Here is a 24373-nt window from a genome sequence, read left to right as displayed (position 1 = left end):
AATAAGTCAGTTTTTATTCTGTTTTTTCATTCATTTATAAAAAAAGTAATGAACAAGATCGTTGAAAAAGAAAATTTTTCAGAAAAAGTAGTAAAAATTGTAGTTGAAGCTCCTTTAATTGCTAAAGCACGCAAACCAGGTAACTTTGTTATTGTAAGAGTTGGCGAAAAAGGAGAAAGAATTCCTCTAACCATTGCAGGTGCAGATGTTAAGAAAGGAACCATTACCATGATTGTACAAAAAATGGGGGTTTCTTCTCAAAAACTTTGTGCTTTAGAAGCAGGTGATTACGTTACCGATTTAGTTGGGCCGTTAGGTAAGCCTACCGAAATTCATAATGTAGGTACTGTTCTTTGTTGCGGTGGTGGTGTTGGAGTTGCGCCACTATTACCAATTGTAGAAGGATATAAGAAAGCGGGGAATAAGGTAATAACTGTTCTTGCAGCGCGAAATAAAGATCTTTTGATTTTAGAAGATGAAATGCGCAAACATTCCGATGAGGTGATCATTATGACTGATGATGGATCGTACGGTAAAAAAGGTTTGGTTACAGAGGGTATGGAAGAAGTAATACAACGTGAAAAAATTGACGAGTGTATTACTATTGGTCCTGCTATCATGATGAAATTCTGTTCTCTGCTAACCAAGAAGTACGAAATTCCAACCATGGCAAGTTTGAATAGTATTATGGTTGATGGTACTGGTATGTGTGGAGCATGTCGTGTTACTGTTGATGGTAAAACTAAATTTACTTGTGTTGATGGACCTGAATTCGATGCTCATAAAATCGATTTTGATGAGATGATGTCGAGACTAGGTGGATACAAGTCAGAGGAACAAGATAAAATGGATCATTTTCAGGAATAATCAACTAATAACAAAATCAGGACAATGGAAAGGTCTGAAGAGTATATAAAAAACGAGCGCAAAAAAGAGTGGAGAGTTGAGCTCCAAAAGAAAACAAAGGCCAAAGATCGTATGGCTATTGAAAGGGTTGAAATGTCAGAACAAGACCCTAATGAGCGTATCAAATCACAAAGAATTGAAGTAAATAATGGACTAACTAAGGAGCAGGCAGTTAAAGAAGCTATGCGTTGTATGGATTGTGTTAATCCTACTTGTATGGAAGGATGTCCTGTAAGCATTAACATTCCTAAGTTCATTAAAAATATAGAAAGAGGCGAGTTTGGTAAAGCTGCTTCAGTATTAAAGGAAACAAGTGCATTGCCTGCTGTTTGTGGTCGTGTTTGTCCACAGGAAGTTCAGTGTGAGCAGAAATGTTTCTATGTTGAGAAATTGAATCAACCATCGGTAGCTATTGGTCACTTGGAGCGTTTTGCTGCTGATTGGGAAAGAGAGTCTGGTGAAATTGCTGTTCCTGAATGTGCAGAATCAAACGGTGTTAAAGTAGCTGTTATTGGTTCAGGTCCATCAGGTTTATCATTTGCAGGTGATATGGCAAAACTAGGATATGATGTAACTGTATTTGAAGCATTACACGAAATTGGTGGTGTATTAAAATATGGTATTCCTGAATTCCGTTTGCCAAATGCAGTTGTTGATGTTGAAATTGATAACCTACGTCAGATGGGAGTGAAGTTTGTGACTAACTTTATTGTTGGACAAACTGCAAGTCTAGAAGATTTAAAAGAAGAAGGTTACAAAGCATTTTATGTAGGATCAGGAGCTGGTTTGCCAAGATTTATGAACATTCCTGGTGAAAATGCGAATGGTATCCTATCATCAAACGAGTATCTTACTCGTGTTAACTTGATGGGAGCTGATTCTGAGGAGTCAGATACACCTGTACTTCGTGGTAAGAATGTAGTAGTTGTTGGTGGTGGTAACACTGCAATGGACTCTGTTCGTACTGCCAAGCGTTTGGGCGCTGAGAATGCAATGATTGTTTACCGTCGTTCAGAAGAAGAAATGCCTGCTCGTGTTGAAGAGGTTCACCATGCAAAACAAGAAGGTGTTGAATTCTTAACGCTTACAAATCCTATTGAATACATTGCTGACGAAAACGGTCGTGTAAAGCAAGTTAAGGTTCAGAAAATGGAACTAGGTGAGCCTGATGCTTCGGGACGTAGAAGACCTATTCCAATGGAAGGATCGGAATATACTATTGATGCAACTGTTGTGGTTGTGGCAGTTGGTGTATCACCAAATCCATTGATTCCAAACTCAGTTGAAGGCTTGGAGGTTTCTAAATGGGGAACCATTGAGGTAGTTAAGGATAAAATGCAATCTTCTATTCCAGAAGTTTTTGCAGGTGGTGATATAGTTCGTGGTGGTGCTACTGTAATTCTTGCTATGGGTGATGGTCGTAAGGCTGCTGCCAATATGGATACTTATTTAAAAGAGAAATATTTATCTCAAAAAGTGGAACAATAGTGAATAATGCTTTCAGTTCTCAGTTCCCAGCAGTCAGCTTTATTTATCTGATTGCTGCATGCTGAACGCTGTCGGCTTTATAGAATATTATTAAGTATTCACTATCTTTCTTAAAGGGATTTTGAGAAAATTAATTGCTAGACTTTAAAATTGATCAAAAATGAAAGAATTTAATTCACTTGAGGATATTTTAGAATTTGCCATTAACGAAGAACAAATGGCAGCTGATTTTTATACTGCACTAGCAGAAAAAATGGAACATCAGGAAATGAAAGATACTTTCGAGCAATATGCATTGGAAGAAATCGGTCATAGAGCTAAATTGGAAGCCATTAAAAATGGTAAAGAATATAAGGTTTCTGAAGAAAAAGTTGCAGACTTAAAAATTGGTGATTACCTGGTTGATGTTGATACAGAAAAAACAAACATTACCTACCAGGAAGCTTTAACCATTGCAATGAAAAAGGAAAAAGCTGCTTTTAAATTGTATATGGATTTGGCTGCTGCTGCAAGCGATCAAACTTCGAAAGATATGTTTTTAATGTTGGCTAACGAAGAAGCAAAGCATAAGCTACGTTTCGAAGTTGAGTATGATAACAACATTCTTACTGAAAATTAGAATCTTGTTAAGATAAAAGTTGAAAGCCGTGGCATTTGCTGCGGCTTTTTTGTTGTATAAATATGGGATAGATTTTAAGAGAAGACAAAAATAAAACTCCCTAAAACTCGTGGAGACTTAGGGAGTCAAAATATCAAAGCTTTGTTGAATTAGCTCTAGTTTTGTTGGTGCTGATTAATTGTTTCAGCGGCAACCATTCCTTCTACTATTTTTCCGCCAACTCCTATTCCGGGGTTCATAAAAATCACATTTTTATTTTTATCTCCCATGCTGATCAGTGTTTCCTGATCTATTAATTTTATTACCAATTCTGTTGCATCTTTAATGGCCATATTGGTTCCTACTGTTAAATCTTTAATAGCTTTTTCGCGTCCTTTTAAAACTGCCATTTGTTGTAAGGCTACACCTTCTCCATGTAACTTTTTACTTTCTTTTTCAGCTTCGGCAGCTTTAATGATCAGAATTTTATCGGCTTCTCCTTTTTCTTCAGCCGCTTGACGTAATCTTTTCTGCTCATTAATTGCGTTCATGGCATCTACAACTTTAGCATCTGGTAAAATATCTACCACCAAGGTCTTTTTAATATCAAATCCATAGTTTGATAATAGAGAATTCAAACCTTCCATTACTGTATTGGCGATATTGTCTTTGTTTTCATATACCATATCCAGCTCCATTTTTGGAACTTCAGCTCTAACAGCATCGAAAACAAACGATTCTATTTGTGCAGTTGAATCAGCAAGTTCGTAAAATGAATTTTTAATACTATCTAAATCTGCTTTAATAAGATATTGGATAGCAACTTCAATTTTTAAAGTAACCTTATCCTGAGTAATGGTTTCAACTGGCACACGCAATTCCTGAATCTGCAGGTTTTGAACTCCCGCAACTTGATCAATAATAGGAATTCTAAAACTGATACCTGCTCTTCGAACCGATTGAAATTTACCCAATCGTTGAATAATTTTTGCTTGTTTTTGATTAACGATAACAATTGAAAAGAGTAAAAATATAAACCCTAATACACTAAAAATGATAATTAAGAAATTTTCCATTGTTTTATTCTTTATGAATTAATATTGATTTTGTTAATAATATACTGTCTGTTTGATTCTTGCTAGTGACTTTTAAAAAAATTACATTGAAAATATCATATAGTTATCCTTGTCTTCAGAATAATTGGAACAGCCTAAAAAGTTGGCCGTTATGGTCCAGGAAGCATGTCCCAATAATTGAGAAATCCACCTCTTTGCATCAGCTGAAAAGTTTTTTGCCTCCAAGAATTTCATGCAGAATGTCTTTAGAAAACTATCTGAAGATAAATTTTGATAAGGGATTCTATATTTGGTAAAAAGCAACTTGATTTGCTTATTAACATACTGAGAGGATAGAACTTGCTTGCCGCTATTGTTTAAAAATATAGGCTGTCCCAAATCTGGAGCATCCATTTTGTAATAGATTCTTCGAATTAGGTTGCTGATATCATCTATGATATAAATGGTTCTTACTTTGTTTTTATCCTTAATATCAAAAGAATTTTTATTTAAAACATCTTCCCATTTTATGGTTAATGTGTTCTTTAATCTAAGACCAAAAAAACATCCAAAAGCAACAATTAAAGCAATTTTATATTGTTTGTTCAACTCAAGTTTTTGAATGGTAAGAGGAATGTATTTCCATTCAATATGTTCAGATTTTGATATGTCTCCTTGTGTTGTCATTTCTTTACTTTATAAGTTAATTCTTGAGTGAAGATAATATAAGAGTTTCAAAAAACAAATAAAATAATTAAAGATGAAACTAAAATTGGAATATTATTTCAATAAATATTAGACTTCATAGATTAAAATGTGTTGATTGAAATAGAGTTATGTGTTTTTTAATATATGTAAGTTATTACGAGTGAAAATTGAGAAGGTAAATAGTACTATCAAGTTTTATTGAATGTATTTAATACTTCAGATATTCGTTCTTTTATACTTGCGCTTCACTAAATTGAATTTTATTAAGAAATAAAAAAGTACAGAGTTATAGATTTTAGATTTATTGATTCTAAAAGCAAATAATCTTTTTGATATCGAACCAATAATTTTGTAACTTATTGATTTGATACTTTTTAAATGTAATTGGTGAATTAAAGAGATTGTAAACATCAAAATAGTAGGTTAAATGAAAATTTTTAGAACTTTTGAGGAAATTATCGATTATGCGATTGATAGTGAAATGAACGAAATTGAGTTTTACTCGGATTTGGCAGAGCGGATGGATAGGAAGAATGTTAAGCAATTGTTCATGAATATTGCTCTTGAGAAAACTGCCAGAATGTTGAGACTTGAAAAGATGAAGGATCTTAGGATAGAGTTTGATGTGGATGAAGTGCAGGATATGAAAATTGCAGGTGCGCTTGAAGATATTGATTGTACAAAAACAGACCTATCATATCAGGAAGCTCTGATTCTTGCCATGAAAAAGGAGAAGGATAAGTTCAAATTCTATTCAGAGATGTCAGAGGTTGCTGTAAATAAAGAGTGTAGAGATACATTTTTAGCCTTGGCCAATGAGGAAGCACGTCAAAAACTAAAGTTTGAGATTGAATATGATGAGTTTATTTTGGTAGAAAACTAGTTTACAGATACTTTGTGTGTTAACTTTATCATCGGAGCTGGATTTTCAGCTTCGATTTTGTTTTTATGTGGTTCAATTCTTGCATATATTTTGTTTTAAAAGCATACTTTAGTATTTTTGTTTGCAATTTGAATAAACTATAAACGTTTGAAAAACAAATATTTAATGAATTGTTTTCTTCGCATTTTTCTCTTGATTGGTCTTTTTTTAGGGACTGTTAATTTTGCTCATTCTCAGAGTTCTACAGTTGAAATATCTAAAAATAAGGTAGTTGTTGGCGGTAAAACTTATCTTTTGCATGTAGTAAAAGAAAAACAAACTTTATTTTCCATTTCAAAAGCCTATGGTGTGGCACTTAATGACCTTATGAAAGCCAATGGCAAAAGTCAGGCTACAGTAAGTATTAATGAAGTGTTGCGAATTCCTTTTGTTGAAGGACAAAAGGCCATTTCGCCTATTATTGTCAAAAAAGAAGATGATAGATATATTTATCACGTTGTAAAGGAGGATGATACGGTTTATTCGCTTTCGAAAAAATACAATGTGTCTATGGCTTCCATTGAGAAGGAAAATCCTGGAAGCAATCAATCTTTACCGTTGAATTCTGTGGTAAAAATCCCCAAAAATCAACAACAAAAAGAATTGAAGGGTTCTAATATTCCGCAACATGATAAAAAATATTACTACTACGTAATTAAAGCTGGTGATACACAGTATTCGATTGCAAACGAGTTTATGATGAAGCAAAAAAAGCTTCGAAAATTGAACCCAAAATTAAAGAACAGAATTTTGCAGCCTGGCGATTGGGTAAGAATTCCACGCTATTTGGTGCCGCCCGAGTATTTTGAGGTAAAAGAAGAAGCTCCAAAAGATACCATTAAAGAGGAATTGGTTGTTCTGGATACCTTACAACAAGTTGATGAAGTGATAGCTAAGGTTGCCAAGACAAAAGTGAGTGTTGGTTTATTTTTACCATTGTATCTTGAAGCTAATGATACCATTAACCAGATTGTAACTCGTAAGGATACCATTGAAATTGTAACGGAAAGAGAATCACGTGTAATTTATCGAAAGTCACGAGAGTTTATCCGTTTCTATCAGGGAGTATTGTTGGCTATTGATTCCTTGAAAAAGGAAGGTTTATCAGTAGATTTACATGTTTTCGATACCGAACGAAATCCTGAGAAATTACAAAGAACTTTATCTCAAATTCAATTTATTGATTTCGATTATTGGATTGGTCCTGTGTATCCAAGGACATTCGCAGTAGCTGCTGATTTTGCCAGAACCAAGAAAATTCCAATCATTTCTCCTTTGTCGGCAAAGAATCCTCAAATCAATTCAAATCCTTTTGTGATACAATTGAATACTTCACTGAATTCAATTTGTCGACAAATTTCAAACTATGTAAGCGAAGATTTTGAATACAAGAATATCGTTGTTGTGCACCCTGAAAGATATAAGCATTTAAGTGAAGCAAAGTTGATTAAGGATATAGAACATCAATTGTTCGAAAAAGGTTTGTATTGGCAAACCGATGAAGTATCGTACAAGAAAATTTCGTTTGATGAATATGGTCGATATGGTTTAGAGGCTACTATGTGTGATTCTTGTGAAAATATTGTGGTTTTACCATCGAATGACCAACCTTTGGTAGAAAATATCATTACCAACTTGAATGTGTTAAGTCAAAGATATGCGATACGTTTGGTAGGGTTCTCGAAATGGCAAAGATATACCAGTTTGGAAGCTGATTATTATTACAACTTAAATTTTTCATTGTTTAGCCCTTACTTTGTGGATTATAAGGAAGAGAAAATTAATGGGTTTGTGAATGAATTTAGAAATAGGTTTATGAGTGAACCAAGTGATTTTAGCTTTAGAGCTTATGATATTTGTAGATTCTTTTCGTGGGCAGCAAGTAAGTATGGAGCTGATTTTCCAGATAATATGAATGAAATGGATGTTGAGTTGCTGCAATCTGCTTATCATTTTGAGCGAATGTCAGCATTTGGAGGATTAGAGAATAGAGGAACACATTTGATTAACTATTCCAGAGATTTCAAAATTAGACACAAAGAAATGAAATTGATGGAAGAAGAAGAAAAAGAGAAAGAGCAGGAATTGGATTTATTGCAAAAATCTTTTGAATATTAAATAGCGTAAATGCTACGTATAATATAAAGAGGCTTCTCTTGCTTTTTAGCATAGAAACCTCTTTTTTCTTATCCACAATCGGATAATTCTTCCAAAAAAGGAATTTGTTAAGAAATGTTAAAAGAAAATAGTAGATTCAATGCTTTCAGGATTAATGCATCCTATTTTCTCCAAAAACGTAGATGAAAAGTATGAATGGGTAAAATTACTTAAGTGACATGTAAATAGTGATATAGGAAGTTTGGTATATGCTTTGGATTATTCAAGCTGTTAGTTATCAAAAGTCCTATGCTATGAAAAAATATTTACTCTTGGGATACCTATGGGTATTTGCTTCGTTTGCTCTTTTGGCTCAAACAGCTCCCCCTACATTAACTGCTGACAATAATGCTACAGTAGATGCTGATATAGTAATTGTATTTACAGAGATAACAGATTGGGAATTAGTAACCTCACCTGTAAAAGTTGTTACGATTGCAGATACTGTATTAACCGGAAGTGATGATTATGATTTTGATTTCAGTAATAACACACTGACTCTTAAGCCAAGTGGTGGTAGACCAGTGTTGCAAAAACCGGGATCAAAACTACTAACTATTGATGTTGACGGTTATGATCAAGCAAGTGTAACTCAAACAATAGGTCATGGAGCGGCTACAAAATTTACCATTACCATTCAGCCAACAGCACCTGCCACAAATGGTACAGAACTGGCAATACAACCAGCTCTTCAATTGAAAGATCAGTACGATAATAATTGCGATTCTGATGATGCTACAACGGTGACTCGAACTGCAACAGGGAATGGTACATGGACCTTGACGGGAGGAAATCCTTCGGCGTCTTTAGGAGTTATTACTTTTACAGATTTGACAGCCAGTAGTAACGAGGAAGTTACAGCTGCAACTATTACTTTTGATTTGGGTGGTGGAAGTTTTACTTTGGAATCGAGTTCATTTTTATTGAGCTTAAATGCTGCTCCTGCTTTAACGGCTAATGGTTCGGCCACTGTAGATGCCAATTTTACAGTTTCATTTGATGATAATTCAGATTGGGAATCCAAGATATCAGAAGTATCTTATAATAGTACAGTACTAATTTCAGGAACTGATTACGATATTGATGGCACAGCGAATACCATAACACTGAAACCAAGTGGAGGAAATTCAGTTCTTCAAACAGCGGGAACGGCCAATTTGGTGGTAAAATCAGATACTTATGCTGATGCAACTGTTTCACAAACCATTGGTCATGGTTCAGCCACACAAATTATTGTGGTAACTCAACCTGTGGCTCCATCTGTAAACGGGGGGCAATTGGCAACACAACCAATAGTTAAATTGCAAGATCAATACAATAATGACTGTACAACAGATAATGCTACAAATGTATCAGTTGCGAAAGGAGATACAGGAAACTGGACTCTTGGTGGAGATCTTTCATTCAGTGTTAGTTCAGGATCATTATCATTTACCAACTTAACAGCAAGTAGTAACGAGGCAATTACTGGTGCTTATTTAAGCTTTAGTAGTTCTGGTTTAACTGGTGCAGATTCAGATACGTTTAATTTGGGATTGAATTCATCACCTTCCGATTTAACAGCTGCCAGCAATGCAGATGTTGACGGAGATTTTACCATTACATTTATGGATGTTGACGGTTGGCAATCAAAAATATCAAGTATTACTTATAATGGAAATGGGGTCGATGCTGGTGCATATAATACCTCTACGTCGGGACAAATAACTTTTACGCCATCTTTGTCAATTGCTTTACAAACTGCAGGAACTGCTGATTTTGTATTTGTTTCAGATGGCTTTAATGATGCCAGCTTATCTCAAACCATTAATCATGGAGCTGCAAACAAGCTTTCGGTTTCTACTCAACCAGGATCTCCAACATCTAATGGTGGAGACTTGAATCCTCAGCCTGTAGTTGAAGTGCTTGATCAATACGATAATTTATGTAGTACCGATGGTGCGAGAACCATTACCGCAGCAAAAGGTGATGCAGGAAACTGGACCTTGGGAGGAACATTGGACCAAAGTGCGAATTCGGGGACACTTACTTTTGCTGGCTTGACAGCAAGTAGTAATGAGGAAATAACTGATGCAAATATTAGCTTTAGTTCTGCAGGCTTAACTGGTATTACTTCGGCAAACTTTAACCTAGGATTAAATACGCCACCAGATTTAACGGCGGCTTCCGGAGCTACAGTTGATGCTGCATTTGAAATTTCCTATGTTGATAATGTGGATTGGGAATCAAATATCAGTTCAATTACTTTTGATGGAAATACGGTATCTACTGCTGCATATACTGTGAATTCAACAACCAACAAAATTACATTCGATCCTGCTGATGACCCTGTTTTGCAAACTGCAAAAACAGGAGATATCGTGATTTCGGTTGATGGGTATAGTCCTGCAACAGTATCACAAACCATAGGACATGGAGCGGAGAGCAAATTAATTGTGGCAACAGAACCGGTGGCTCCAGCCAATAATGGAGATGCATTCCAAACTCAACCGATAGTTGAGGTACAAGATCAGTACAGTAATGTATGTACTTCAAACAACTCTTTAGCTGCTACTGCAGCAGAAAACGATCCTGTTGCATGGGATTTGCAAGGAACTTTTAGTGTAACTGCATCTTCAGGTGTGATAACATTTACAGATTTAACGGCTTCAAGTACTGATGTTGTAAATGGTGCCTTTATTGTGTTTAGCGCTACTGGAGTAACAGGAATTAATTCAACAACATTTGATTTAGGACTGAATTCACCTCCTGATTTAACTGCAGCAAGTAATGCAACGGTTGATAATGTTTTTACCATTACCTTTACGGATTCTAATTCATGGCAATCTAAGGTTTCAGCAATAACTTATGGTGGAAATACGGTTGATTCAGAAGCTTATGATACCAGTGTAGGAGATCAGATAACTTTTGATCCATCGAAATCTACGGCTCTTCAAACAGCTGGAACAGCAGATTTTGTTTTTTCATCTGACGGTTTTAACGATAAAACATTGTCGCAGGAGATAGGTCACGGTGCTCCAACTTCCATTTATATCGCCATACAACCAAGTGCGCCAACTCAAAATGGTGGATTATTGGCTACTCAACCAAAAGTTGGAAGCAAAGATCAATATGGAAACAATTGTACAGGAGACAATGCCACTGCAATATCTGTTGCTAAAGGAGATGGTGGAGATTGGTCTTTAGGAGGTTCTCCAAATCAAACATTGGTTTCCGGAGAATTTACATATACCGATTTAACTGCTACAAGTGATGAAGCGGTAACGGGAGCTTACCTTACTTTTTCTTCTGGTAGTTTTGCTTCGGTTAATTCCAATGCTTTTGACATTCCTGTAAACCAAACGCCTGCTCTTTCTGCTGCAGAAGGAGCAACGGTTGATAATGATTTTTTCATCAGCTTTGCTGAAGATGCAAGTTGGAGAGGAAGTATTAGTTCAATTCAATATGGTGATGAGACATTACCGAATGCTTCGTATGATACTAGTGCGGCAGGAAGAATAACATTTACACCTTCTCAATCCTCAATATTACAAGCTTCGGGCACCAAAACAATTACAGTTATAGCAAGTGGTTATGCCAATGCTACGGTTGAACAGGAAATTGGTCATGGTTTGGCCAGTGCACTTTTTATTTCAACACAACCAGTAGGACCAGGATCTAATGGTGCAACTTTGGCTACTCAGCCTGTCGTTCAAATTCATGATCAATATGCGAATGTTGTAACATCTGATAACACAACAAATCTTACTGCTGCATCTTCAGGTGGAGCATGGACTATTGGAGGAACACTGGAATTAACTGCAACAGCAGGTGAAATTTCATTTACTGATTTAACTGCGAGCAGCGATAATGAAGTGACCGATGCGACTATCACATTTTCATCATTCTCTTTGAGTGATGTGATTTCAGATGCTTTCACTATTCCTGCTTTAGATGCTTCTCCTAATTTGTTGGCTTCTTCAAATGCTACTGTTGATGCTACTTTTGAAATAACATTCGTGGCAAATCCTACCTGGCAATTGTCTATAGATTCAATTCATTATGGAGGAAATCTGATTTCAGAATCAGCTTATGACAAAACACAAGGAGAGAAAATTATATTCGATCCATCACAAGATACAGATTTGCAGCTTGCAGGAACCAAGGATATAGAGGTTTTTGCGCAGGGATATGAAACTGCGGGTGTTTCTCAGGAAATAAAACATGGTGCTGCTGCTGAAATGATTATCGCTCTTCAGCCAGCTGCGCCAGCTGAGAATGGTGATGAATTGGCTACGCAACCAGGAATTACCTTGCGAGATCAATATGGAAATGACTGCATCAGTGAAAACTCTATAGAAGTTACCGCATCAAAAGGAGATACCAACGATTGGACACTTGGTGGAACAGTTAGCAAAACCGTGGCCAGTGGTTCGGTTAGTTATACTGATTTAACAGCCTCAAGTCCGGGACCTGTAACAGGTGCCTATATCAGTTTCTCTGCAACAGATTTAACGACTGTTAATTCCAATACATTTGATATCCCTGATTTAAATGCAGGTCCCGTATTAACCGCAGCTGCGAATGCAACAGTTGATAACGATTTTGAAATTACTTTTACAGATAATGCTGACTGGCGAACAAATATTACAGAAGTTAGGTATGGTACAAATGTTCTTCCAGCTACTGCCTACGATGCAAGTGTAGCAGGTAAGATTACATTCAAACCAGCAGAATCCGCCAATCTTCAGCTGGAAGCAAATGAATATATTTACATTACATCAACATCCTATCTGTTGGATTCAGTTCAGCAAGAAATAAGACATGGTGTAGCAACAAATATCGTAATCACTACTCAGCCTTTTGGTCCTGAGAATAATGGTGATTTACTACAAACTCAGCCTGTAGTAAAACTGCAGGATCAATATCAAAATGATTGTACAAATGATAATTCTACAACAGTAGAAGCAAATGCAAGTGGAGGAAGTTGGACTCTTGGAGGATCTGTTTCCCTAATGGTAACAAACGGTGTTGCATCTTATACCGATCTTACTGCCGGGAGTACTGATATGGTTAGCGATGCAACAATTACATTTTCCGGCACAGGACTAACAAACGCGGAATCTGATTCATTCTTGATTCCAGCTCCTCTGATTGCACCATCTTTGATTGCTTCTACTACCGCTACGGTAGATTCCCTCTTTGATGTTACTTTTGCTGATAATGCAGAATGGCAAGGCAAGATTGATTCCATTTCATATGGAGGTAGCATGTTGCCTGAAACATCCTATGATAAGAGTCAGGCTGGTAAAATTGTATTCGACCCTTCGCAAGATGTAGCTTTGCAAGAGGCGGCTACCAAACAAGTGCTTGTGTATTCACGAGGATATCAGGATGCTTCGGTTGATCAGGAAATTAAACATGGAGTGCCTGATTCACTAATTATCGAAACACAGCCAACCGCTCCTTTGGTGAATGGAGGAGAACTTGATTTGCAACCTAAAATTTCATTGCTGGATCAGTACAACAATAGTTGTGATACAGAGAGTACTTATGAAGTAGTGGTAAGAAGAGGCGATGAAAATGATTGGACATTAGGAGGAGATACTTTGCAAGCAGTAAGTAATGGAGTTATCAATTATCGTGCATTAACGGCATCTAGTGCTAATGCTGTTACGGGAGCATATTTAACATTCTCAGGAGATGGAATTGCTTTGGTAGATTCAGATCCATTTGATATTCCAATATTAAAGAATCCTCCAAATTTAACCGCTCAGTTTGATGCAACGGTTGATGCTGATTTTACAATTGATTTTTTTGATTTTGATGACGATTGGAGAACTGAAATTACAATAATTACGTATCAAGGTGATACATTGCCTACTTCTGCTTATACCATAAATACTGATAATATTGTATTTCGTGTTTCTGAAGAGGAATTACTTCAAAAGGCAGGTACTTTCGAAATTGTAATTAAAGCTCTTGGTTTTAGTGATGCTGCAGTAGAACAGACTGTTGGTCATGGTGTAGCAACAAGTATGCAGATTACACAGCAGCCATTAGCACCTCCTTCAAATGGAGATTTGTTGGAGCAACAACCAGTTTTAGAGTTCTACGATCAGTATTCGAATTTGTGTGATTCCGATAGTGACAGAATGATACAAGCTACAAGAAGTGATGAAGGTGAGTGGGATTTGGCAGGTACTGTCGAAAGAACTGCTGAAAATGGAGTTGTAACTTACGATGATTTATCGGCTTATTCAACAGAGCCAATTGGAGGAGCTGTCATTCAGTTTAGTTCAGAAGGACTTGATGCTGTTACAGCAGATCCATTTGATATTCCTGATGTTGCAACTCCACCTGTATTAACAGCTGCAGTCGATGCAAGTGTTGATAATCCATTTAAAATTACCTTTACGGAGGATTCTGTTTGGAGAAATAGAATTAACGTTGTAACAGTTAATGATAGTGTGTTGGTAGCGGAGAGTTATAATTTTACTCAGCCAGGCGAATTGGAATTGATTCCTTCTGCTTCTAAATTCCTGCAAAAGAATGGATCATTCCAAATCATCGTTCAATCTCGTGGATTTGCTCACGATACGGTTCAGCAAGATATTCAGCATGGTGTTGCCGATAGTATTTTGATATTGACTCAGCCTATTGGTCCGGATGTGAACGGAGAACTGTTTGCGCAACAACCAGAACTGAAATTAGCAGATCAATATTTGAACGACTGTACTACAGATAATTCTACACAGGTAAGCGTTGAAAAGTATGACAACAAGGCTTGGGAATTAAGCGGAACGCTGCAAGTTCAATCTTCGGAAGGGAAAGTTCTGTTTACAGATTTGATTGCAACCAGCGAAATTGCTATTGATTCAGCTTATCTGCAATTCTATTTCACAGGAGATTCTGTGGTTTCTAATTTATTTACGATTCCTGTTCCGATCATTGAACTAGTAGCAGCTGAGAACGCAACGGTTGATAATGAATTTATGATTCAGGCAAATGACAATGCAAGCTGGAGAGATTCAATTTCTTCCATCAGTTTTGCTGGAGAAACTTTAGTTGATACCTCTTATTTGATTGAAGCTGGATCGATAACATTCTATCCGGAAAAAGACTCGACTTTGTATATAGCCAGAACCGATACCATTGTTGTGATTGCTAATGGGTATGCCGATGCAAAAGTTGAGCAAAAAATAGGACATGGTGTAACCACCGAGATGTTATTGGTAGATCAGCCAATTGGACCTGAAAACAATGGAGATACTTTGGTTCAGCAGCCAAAAATACAATTGCGAGATAAGTATGAAAACAACTGTACAACCGATAATGGTACAGAGATTTTGGTAGATAAATATGCTGATCCTGATAATGATAATTCTGCATTGTGGAATTTGGGAGGAATAAAAACAATCACAGCATTGGAAGGAGTAGTAGAGTATACGAATTTAAGTGCTACCAGCGAAGATGAAGTTATTGGTGCGAGATTATTATTTACTTCTGATGGACTTCCAAATGTAGTTTCGGATAGCTTTGATATTGTAAGGCCGCCGGCACCAATAATAACACCTGCTGCCAATGCTAATGTTGATGAAATGTTTACGGTTACATTTATGGAAAATACAACTTGGCGCGAAAAGATATTTGACATTCGCTATGGTATTCGAAGTTTAGAAGGTAAATATGACAAATCTGTTCCCGGTCAAATTACTTTTGATCCGGAGGTAACTTCTGTTCTTCAGAAATATGGAGTTGATTCAATGTATGTTTATTCAGGATTGTATGATACAACCCGATTTGAGCAGCCAATTCATCATGGTAAATCAAAATATCTGGTTATCGAGAAAGAACCTTCAGCGCCTGCAAATAATGGTGAAATATTAATAAGACAGCCTCAATTAAATTTACAGGATCAGTATAGAAATATTTGTGATACCGATAGTGAAACAATGATTACGGTTCGTAAAGCTGATTCTCAGGAATGGATTTTAGGAGGTACATTAACTCAAATGGCTGTAGATGGTCTTGTAAAATTTACAGATCTAACTGCGAGTAGTGATATGGAAGTACAAGGTGCGCGACTGGAATTTGAAGGTCCTGGTATTAATTCAAAAATATCAAGTACGTTCACAATACCTGAACCAAAAACCAATAGGGCAGGCGAGGCAAGTGCCAATCCTGAATTGGTTTGTTACGGATCTAAATCCAACATTATATTGACAGGATTTGATGGTACCATTCAGTGGCAGGTTTACGATGATCTAAACGATGTTTATGAGGATTTGGATGGTGAAAATGCAGAATTATTAGTAACTCCAGAGGTTGTAGAGAATAGGATATATCGTGCTAAGGTTACAAAAGCAGGATTTTCTGATCAGTTTTCAAATTCAGTTTCAGTTAGTCCAATGGAGCCTCCAGTTGCTGATTTTACTTTCGAAACAGATCGTAATGAGGTTCACTTTACAAATTTAAGCGAGCATGCAACTTCCGTTTTATGGGATTTTGGAGACGGTATTATTAGTAGTGAATTTGAACCTTCGCATTCTTTCGTATTGGATAATGCCAATGGTTCTGGTTATGTAGTAACATTAACTGTATCGAACGAAGCTTGTGGTGAAAGTCAAAAATCACAACAAGTATTTATTACCACCGGAATTGATGATTTAATTGCTGGTAAGGGAATTTTGGTGTATCCTAATCCTAATAGGGGAGAGTTCTTTGTTGAGCTTTCAGCATCGAATGATGATGGTTTGTTGAGAATATTCAATTCTTCGGGCAGTATCGTATTAAGTAAGGAAATTAAACGCAGTTTTAATGCAGACCGATTGGAATTTGACTTGAAGAATCTTCCGGGAGGTATCTATTTCCTAGTTATTCAATATCCTGATAAAGTGATGCGAACAAAAGTTGTTATTACAAAATAGATTAGTTTAAAAATGAAAAAGGGTGATTCCGATTTGGAGTCACCCTTAATTTTATTTTATGGAGTTCTGTTTACTCGAACTCAGCCATTGTTTTCTTGATAATTTCAATCGCTTCACGCAATTGAGTTTCGTTAATTGTCAATGGAGGAGCAAAACGAATAATGTGTCCGTGAGTAGGCTTAGCCAATAATCCGTTGTCGCGTAAACGCATACAAACATCCCAAGCGGTTTTACCACCTTTAGGCTTAATAACAACTGCATTAAGAAGACCTTTGCCACGAACCAATTCAATCATATCCGATTTAACTGATTTCAATTCTTCACGGAAAATCTTACCCATTTCTTCTGCATTTTCAGCAAGATTTTCATCTTTAATTACATTAAGAGCAGCCATTGCAACTTCACAAGCAAGTGGATTACCACCAAAAGTAGAACCATGTTCACCAGGCTTGATGCAAAGCATTACATCATCGTCAGCTAAAACAGCAGATACTGGCATAACACCACCAGAAATTGCTTTACCAAGAATCAATACGTCTGGACGAACTCCTTCGTGATCAACAGCCAATAATTTACCCGTTCTTGCAATACCAGTTTGTACCTCGTCTGCAACAAACAATACGTTATTTGCTTTACACAAATCGTAAGCTTTCTTTAAGAAACCATCCTCAGGAACGTAAACACCAGCTTCACCTTGAATTGGTTCAACCAAAAATGCACATACGTTAGGATCTTTCAATTCTTTCTCTAAAGCTTCTGTGTCGTTGTAAGGAATTACAACAAAACCAGGAGTGTATGGTCCAAATCCTTTGTAAGAATCTGGATCGGTAGACATGGAAATGATAGTAATGGTGCGACCGTGGAAGTTACCATCGCAAACAATAATTTTTGCTTCATTTTCTGGAATACCTTTCACATCGTAACCCCAACGACGAACTAATTTTAGTGCTGTTTCGTCAGCTTCAGCACCAGTGTTCATTGGCAATACTTTATCGTATCCAAAGTAGTTGGTAACAAATTCTTCGTATTTTCCCAGATTGTTGCTGTAGAAAGCACGTGAGGTTAAGGTTAGTTTTTGTGCTTGCTCTACTAATGCATTAATAATTTTTGGGTGACAGTGTCCTTGATTAACAGCAGAATAAGCTGATAGGAAATCGAAATATTGCTTTCCGTCAGTATCCCAAACGTAAACTCCTTCTCCGCGCTCTAATACTACTGGAAGTGGATGGTAGTTGTGTGCTCCAAACTTAGATTCCTTATCCATATAGTCCTGAGCAGTCATTGTTGCTGTATTTGTCATAACTAGAACATTTATAAGATTTTTAAAATAGGATTAAATTCTGAAAATTCAGTACGCCAATTTTATAACTATTTTTTTGATTTTCCAATGCTTTTGGAAGAAAAAGTGCAGAAAAAATCGAAAAAAATATTAATCATGACTATTATCATAAATGCAATTGTTAGTTCTTGTTGTATTTATGATTATAGCTAATGTTCTATAAATTTGATGCTAATTAAGGTTTTAGGGTAAATATCTGGACATGCAAAGTAGCAAATCAGATTTATTAAATGGTTTTGATAAATGTTCCGAACAACCAGCCTTTAATGATTTTTCTCTGTCACCCTCTAATGCATAAGCTGTTTGAGCTATAATTGTTAAGTCTGGACGCTTTTTCTTGATCAATTTAGTTGCCTCTAATCCATTGGTATGTGGCATGTTTATATCCATTAAAATCAGGTTTACCTCCGGATTCTGGAGGCTTGCTGTCATGGCTTCTTTACCTGTTTTAGCCCAAATGATATTAATATTGGTTGGCTGTAGGTAAGCTTCGAGTATTTTATAATTGGTGAATTGATCTTCTGCTATAACAACTGTATAATTCTCCCAGTTGTATAGATTGGCAGTCGAATCAGTTTCACTAATCAACTCTTGATCGATAACATTAGGAATGCTAAATTTTACTGTTGTTCCAAGTTTTTCTTCTGATGCTATCCATATTTTTCCGCCTAGAAGTTCAATTTCTAATCTTGATATATACAAACCTAGCCCAGTGCCTCCAAAGTTGTTGATGCCATTTTCGTCAGCTTGTCTAAAACGTTGAAAAACATTTGATTGGGATTTAACTGGAATGCCTTTGCCTGTATCACTCACTGTAAATTCAATGGTTTGATTAATAAGGCGATACGAGCAAGTGATGCCGCCATTTTCGGTAAATTTAACAGCATTGTGCAGTAGGTTGCTGAGAATTCCGATTATTTTATTCTGATCGGATTTGATAACCTGATTAGTTTCAATATTCGGAAAATTTAATTGTAAATGATCCTTTTTGTTGTTTGATAAAAGTTTGTTTGTAAGAAATTTTACATCCTTCATCATGTTATGAAGGTTAAAATTTCTTTTTACAGGTTTTGCTGTTCTACTTTCCAGCATAGATACTTTAAGAAGATCTTCAATAATTTTTAAAAGTTGAAGGCCAGAATCTTTAATAGAACTGGCAAATTTTGGGATATCTTCTGTTATGTTTCCAGATTCAAGTAATTCTGAAAAACCGATGATTGAGTTAAGTGGTGTTCTTAATTCATGACTCATGTTAGCCAGAAACGCATTTTTTAGATTCTCAGCCTCGAGTGCTTTATTCCATGCTTTCGCAATTTCAAACTCTTTTATTTTAATGTCAGTAATATCTTGAAAAAGAACTTCTTCAATGATGTCTTCGTCTTTGTAGACTTCTCCTGTGATTTTTCCTAACCTTAATTCACCATTTTTATAGAATCTGAATTCTATTTCCATTGGCTGTAATTGCATCTGTTTAAGTGATTCTTCAAAAAACACAAGGTCTTCCGGGTGAATATGTTTTTTTAGAATATCTCTGGTAGGAATAACATTTCCAGTCTGATATCCTAGGATTGAGTGAGTCACTTCAGACCACCAAAAATCTTTAGTTGAATAATTATATACCCAATAGCCAATACCAGCAATGCTGTGTATTTTTTTTAATTGTCTGATTTCAGTTGTGGTTTTTAGTTTGATCATGTGAAATTGGGTATATGTTAAGATGATGTAATCTAAAAAACTCAAGTAGAGGTTTTATGGAGGATTAATATTTATGTCCTTATGTTGTTCTTGATTTAAGAATTCCTTCTATTAAAAAGAATGATAAAGCCAACAATATAAATATTCTCCAAAACTGTCTTCCATCTCTTTTTTCGTTATTAAGCTCAGATAGTTTCATTTTTTCAGAAGAAATTACAGAATAGTTCTCATCTATAGCCTTAATTTTATTTTCAATTTCTTGTTTTTCGTAATATGAATGTTCCGATTCAAGCCTTGGATAATTGAACGAACAAGTTTGAAGAATAGAGTCATTTAGTGTAACTACATAATTTTCTGAAATCCTTAATTGATCAACAACTCTAAGCTGTGTTGAATGGTTGAAACTGTTTATTCTTAGTGGAATGATATCAATGCCAATTTGATCATTTTTGATATGAAACTGCTCTTCATTATTTGAGTTAGAAGAGCTTGTTAGTTCAATTGTATTCTTTTTTCCAATCTGATGATATATTTTACTAGAGTTTGTGCTTGTTTTACTCAAATTGATTAAAGTTGGAATTAAGATTGGGTGTGTAATCAGGTTTGTCCAATCACCATTTAAATTCATACTCAATTGGAATAGCTGACCTTTTCCATATCGAATTCTTGTAAATAATTTTTCTGAGCCTGCAGTTAGCCAAATGGATTCTAAGCTTGGATTATTTGGTGCTGATAGTTTGTAGAATTTATAAATGTCAGGCAAACGTGCGTTATCTTTTAAATCTTGAAAAACATCCTGATAAAGGTTTGCTTTGGTTTCAATTTTTGAAATCCGTTGTTGGGTAGAGTCGATTTCTAAATAATTTGGAGCCAAAACATCAGATAAGAACAGGTTCACACTTGATTCAATTTGCTCATTTGGGATAAAAAGAAGATTCCCACCGTTTTGCAAATACGTTTGTAAGCTTTGTTTAAAACCACTTTCAAGATCCTCAATTTCATTTAAAATAATTAGCTGAAATTCATTAAAAGTTTCATTGTGCAATTGGGTCTTGTTGATGTTCTTAATCTCAAAGTTTTTATCTGAAGCATATAGTTTGTTAATGTATTGATTTTTCTTATTCTGATTGATGGATAAAATATGATTTACATTATTGGTTTTGTAAGAAAAGTACAAACTATTGTCGTAAGTAATTGGGTAATCTTCAATGCTTAGTTTGGCTTGTACTAATCCTGATTGCCTATCGTTATAGCGTAATTGGGTAATTTCGGATGAGTTTTTATTGATATCCATACTTCCTACCGTTTTCAAACTATCATTTATTGTTAGCTGAATCGGAATTTGTTTTAAATCTTTATTGGAATGATTAGAAATTTTAACGGATAATTCTTTTTGAGGACCAGTAAAATGTATTGGTTTTTCAAACCAACATGAATCAAGTACCAGGTTGTTTGTTGCTTGCAACTGGAAATGAACAAAATCAATATTTAAAAGACTGTCTTGTTGTAATTTTTCCAAATCAGCTTGAGAATTTTGAAAATCGGATAGTATGTATACTTGTGATTTATCAAGAGGAGAATCTAGACGAATATTACTGAGTGTTTTGGATAGCTGTAATGAATTCGGAGAAGGATTTATCTCTTGTATTCTAGCAATGGCTTGATTTTTATTTAAACTGGTAGAGTAGTGCTGTATATCGTTGCTATAAATTCTGATTTTGGCATAATCAGGTAATGATTTAACCAATTCGAAGGCCTGATTTTTGGCAACTTCCAGAGCGTTTCCTTTTTCGGTTTTGCCATTCATGCTAAACGAATTATCAATGTAAATATTAATTAATTCGTTGCCTTTATTAGATAGTTTTTCTCCTGAGATAGGAAGGTAAGGTTGCGCAAATGCAATAACAATACAAGCCAAAGCCAGCATTCTTAGCAACAAAACAAGTAAGTTTTTAAGTTTTGATTTTCTTTTATTCTCCGTATTTAAATTTTGTAGAAAGCGAAGATTACTAAAAAAGATTTTTTTGTAACGCTTAAAATTGAAAAGATGTATAATGATTGGAATCAGTAATATAAAAAGAAACCAAAGATAATTTGGATGCAAAAACTGTAACGACATATTTACTTAGCTTAAAAGTACTGGCAAAATAGCTAAAAACTAGTTTGGATTAAAGGATTTCATTAGAATTTCGCACTCAGTTTTACATTCAATTTACGTCCTGTAAGATAATTCGGAATAGCATATTGATTTCCCGAAATATCATTAATCCAAAGGTAGGAAACCGTGTTGTTGATATCTAAAACATTAAATACCTCTAAGCCAATCCACATGGATTTAAAATGACGAAGCAAACCTTTGTTTATTGATTTTTTATCTACTAAGACTTTCGAGAAACCTAAATCAATTCTGCGATAGTTTGGCATTCTAAAGTTTCCACCATTTTTACCTCTTTTAGGAGTCCAAACAGGAAGTTTGCCTGCATAGAATAAAGCAAGATGCATTTTGTAAGAGGGATTGTTTGGTAAATAATCCTGGAAGAACATGGAGAAATTAAATCTTTGATCGGTAGGGCGTGGAATAAATGACTTTTCATCTCCTTTTATATTTTCCTCCGTTTTCATGATGGATAAACTGGCCCAAGATTCTGTTCCAGGAACAAATTCGCCATTAATTCTCAAATCCAATCCTGTTGTGTATCCTTCTGCCTTTTGATCGCCATAATATCGAATTCGAACATTTTCTATGTCATAAGGAGTCACAGAAAGAAGATCTTTGTAGTACAATTCGCTTGAAAATTTAAAAGGACGATTCCATGCTTTAAAGTAATATTCTTGACCTAAAACATAGTGAATTGCCTTTTGGATATTTACATTAGGACTAATGTTTCCATCAATCATTAACATTTCTCGATACGATGGAATTTGCTGATAAAGACCTGCAGATAGTTTAAATTTTACTTTATTTTCCCAGATTGGGATATAGTGAATGGATCCTCTAGGCGAAAAATATCCTTTACTATTGTAATCCCAGTAATGGTAACGAAGTCCGCCTGTAAGCTGTAGTTCTCCCTTTGTAGTTTCCAAAATTTGAGTTGTCTGCACAAATGATTTGTAATGCTTGGAATTAATTTTATTATTAGCATTGCGATTGTAAGCCAACAAAACTTCACTGTCAGATACAGGAACTGAATAGCCAGCAGAATCTTGATATTGCCATTCATTAATTTGATTGGTAATATCTTCTTTTTTAATCCCAACTCCCCATTGTAGGAATAAATCATTAAAAGAGTGATCTCCTTTGATGTCCATATTATAAACCTCCTGATCGAGTTTGTTTCTGGCATGATCAATAAAAGTTCCGATCCCCAAGTTTTCAACACTTTCTGATTGAGATCCTCCTTGCGATACAAATAAGTCACTCAGATAGTATTGTCCCATAATATCATACTTCTCTTCTTCTATACTTTCGTATCTGCTACCGATTAATCGAATGAAAGAATTAGAATTGGGATGATACTTAAACGTTACTGCCTGAATGTTCGAATTGAATTCATCTTTTTCGTTGCCATCAAAATAAATGTCAAGATTTAATGCATCACTAATGGTTCCAAATGATGTACTCCTGTTTTCAGGTTCAAAATTGTATTTGTTTTGACTAAAACTAGTCCAAATGTGCATGCTAAATGCCGAATTGAATTTGTAGTTAACTAGCGCTTGAAAATCGGTGTAATTAGGTTCATATTCACCTTTAGTATCCAAAGAATTTAACAAGTAACGATTGGTTTTATACCTCAATCCAGCCATGTATGATAATTTTCCATTTTTCGATGCATTGGCAAAATGTGTAGATGCTCCCATTAAACTCAACTCGGCTGAAGCTTCAAATTCAGTTGGAGTTTTGTACTTGATATCAAGAACAGAAGATAGTTTGTCACCGTATTTGGCATCAAAACCACCAGATGAGAATTGAACTGATGAAACCAAATCAGGATTGATTACACTTAAGCCTTCCTGTTGACCAGAACGAATTAAATTGGGTCTGTAAATTTCTATTTCGTTGATATAAACCAAATTTTCATCGAAATTCCCCCCTCTGACCGAATATTGTGAACTCAATTCATTATTGGAACTTACCCCTGGTAGTGTTTTTATAATCTGTTCAACAGCTCCACTACTGCTAACAGGAATTTGTTTCAAATGCTTTTTATCAATTGAAATGTTTTTATCCCTAATGATCTTATCTGTTTCAACAGTAACTTCAGAAATTTCCTGCTCTTTTAATTTTAACTTGATATTTAATGTCTTATTTTCTGATTTTTTAAGTCGGATTGGCAATTCATAATCCTGAAAAGAGACATGTGAAACCTTTAACGTGAAGTTTTTATCAAAATCAATTGCTAACTCAAAACTTCCATTCTTATTTGTGCTGGTTGCAATATTTGTTTCAACTATTTTTACGTGAGCCCCCTTAATGGGATTGTTTTCGGTATCGGTTACTTTACCTGTTATTTTACTGGTGTTTTGAGCAATACTATAAAAAGGGATCAGAAGAATAAAGAAAACAACTGATCTATAAAGAGTTTGATGCATGAGTTT

12 protein-coding genes are annotated in these 24373 nt (G+C 35.4%); 6 read left to right on the top strand and 6 right to left on the bottom strand.

Features of this window, described 5'->3' with window-relative positions; genetic code table 11:
- Positions 1-48 precede the first annotated feature (48 nt).
- The 3 genes from DF185_RS23775 (at position 49) to DF185_RS15340 (ending at position 3013) form a co-directional block, all read left to right on the top strand.
- Positions 49-867, top strand: coding sequence for a sulfide/dihydroorotate dehydrogenase-like FAD/NAD-binding protein (locus tag DF185_RS23775; protein ID WP_207784667.1), 819 nt, complete (start codon positions 49-51; stop codon positions 865-867).
- 24 nt (positions 868-891) lie between these two features.
- Positions 892-2394 carry an NADPH-dependent glutamate synthase gene (gene gltA, locus DF185_RS23770; RefSeq protein WP_207784666.1) on the top strand — a complete coding sequence of 501 codons (1503 nt, stop codon included), beginning with the start codon at positions 892-894 and terminating at the stop codon, positions 2392-2394.
- A 160-nt stretch (positions 2395-2554) separates the two neighbouring features.
- Positions 2555-3013: a ferritin family protein gene (locus tag DF185_RS15340; RefSeq protein ID WP_110361643.1), complete on the top strand. Its 459-nt coding sequence runs from the start codon at positions 2555-2557 to the stop codon at positions 3011-3013.
- Positions 3014-3168: 155 nt separating this feature from the next.
- On the opposite strand, the gene DF185_RS15335 is transcribed toward DF185_RS15340, so the two are convergent.
- Positions 3169-4068 carry an SPFH domain-containing protein gene (locus DF185_RS15335; protein WP_110361642.1) on the bottom strand — a complete coding sequence of 300 codons (900 nt, stop codon included), beginning with the start codon at positions 4066-4068 and terminating at the stop codon, positions 3169-3171.
- 81 nt (positions 4069-4149) lie between these two features.
- On the bottom strand, positions 4150-4734 hold the full coding sequence (locus tag DF185_RS15330; RefSeq protein WP_110361641.1) for a tyrosine-type recombinase/integrase: 585 nt from the start codon (positions 4732-4734) through the stop codon (positions 4150-4152).
- A gap of 448 nt (positions 4735-5182) precedes the next feature.
- On the opposite strand from DF185_RS15330, the gene DF185_RS15325 reads away from it, so the two are divergent.
- The 3 genes from DF185_RS15325 to DF185_RS15315 all read left to right on the top strand — a co-directional run bounded on the left by DF185_RS15325 (position 5183) and on the right by DF185_RS15315 (position 16743).
- On the top strand, positions 5183-5638 hold the full coding sequence (locus DF185_RS15325; RefSeq protein WP_110361640.1) for a ferritin family protein: 456 nt from the start codon (positions 5183-5185) through the stop codon (positions 5636-5638).
- Between the two features lie 165 nt (positions 5639-5803).
- On the top strand, positions 5804-7795 hold the full coding sequence (locus DF185_RS15320) for a LysM peptidoglycan-binding domain-containing protein (RefSeq protein WP_110361639.1): 1992 nt from the start codon (positions 5804-5806) through the stop codon (positions 7793-7795).
- A gap of 293 nt (positions 7796-8088) precedes the next feature.
- The gene (locus DF185_RS15315; protein WP_165836045.1) at positions 8089-16743 is read left to right on the top strand and encodes a hemoblobin-interacting domain-containing protein; all 8655 of its coding nucleotides are present in this window, start codon (positions 8089-8091) and stop codon (positions 16741-16743) included.
- Positions 16744-16813: 70 nt separating this feature from the next.
- On the opposite strand, the gene rocD is transcribed toward DF185_RS15315, so the two are convergent.
- The 4 genes from rocD to DF185_RS15295 all read right to left on the bottom strand — a co-directional run bounded on the left by rocD (position 16814) and on the right by DF185_RS15295 (position 24367).
- Positions 16814-18043, bottom strand: a complete 1230-nt coding sequence (gene rocD / locus DF185_RS15310; protein ID WP_317046849.1) for an ornithine--oxo-acid transaminase — start codon at positions 18041-18043, stop codon at positions 16814-16816.
- 222 nt (positions 18044-18265) lie between these two features.
- The gene (locus tag DF185_RS15305; protein ID WP_110361637.1) at positions 18266-19777 is read right to left on the bottom strand and encodes a hybrid sensor histidine kinase/response regulator; all 1512 of its coding nucleotides are present in this window, start codon (positions 19775-19777) and stop codon (positions 18266-18268) included.
- A 79-nt stretch (positions 19778-19856) separates the two neighbouring features.
- Positions 19857-21896 (bottom strand): BatA domain-containing protein, encoded by a 2040-nt coding sequence (locus DF185_RS15300; RefSeq protein WP_110361636.1) that lies wholly within the window; start codon positions 21894-21896, stop codon positions 19857-19859.
- A gap of 62 nt (positions 21897-21958) precedes the next feature.
- Complete coding sequence (locus DF185_RS15295) at positions 21959-24367, bottom strand: TonB-dependent receptor (RefSeq protein ID WP_110361635.1); 2409 nt, start codon at positions 24365-24367, stop codon at positions 21959-21961.
- Between the last annotated feature and the right edge of the window lie 6 nt (positions 24368-24373).

This window comes from Marinifilum breve, assembly GCF_003202155.1.
GTDB classification, from domain to species: domain Bacteria; phylum Bacteroidota; class Bacteroidia; order Bacteroidales; family Marinifilaceae; genus Marinifilum; species Marinifilum breve.
The sequence above is the reverse complement of the archived record's forward strand: the minus strand, read 5'-3'. Positions and strand labels throughout refer to the sequence as shown.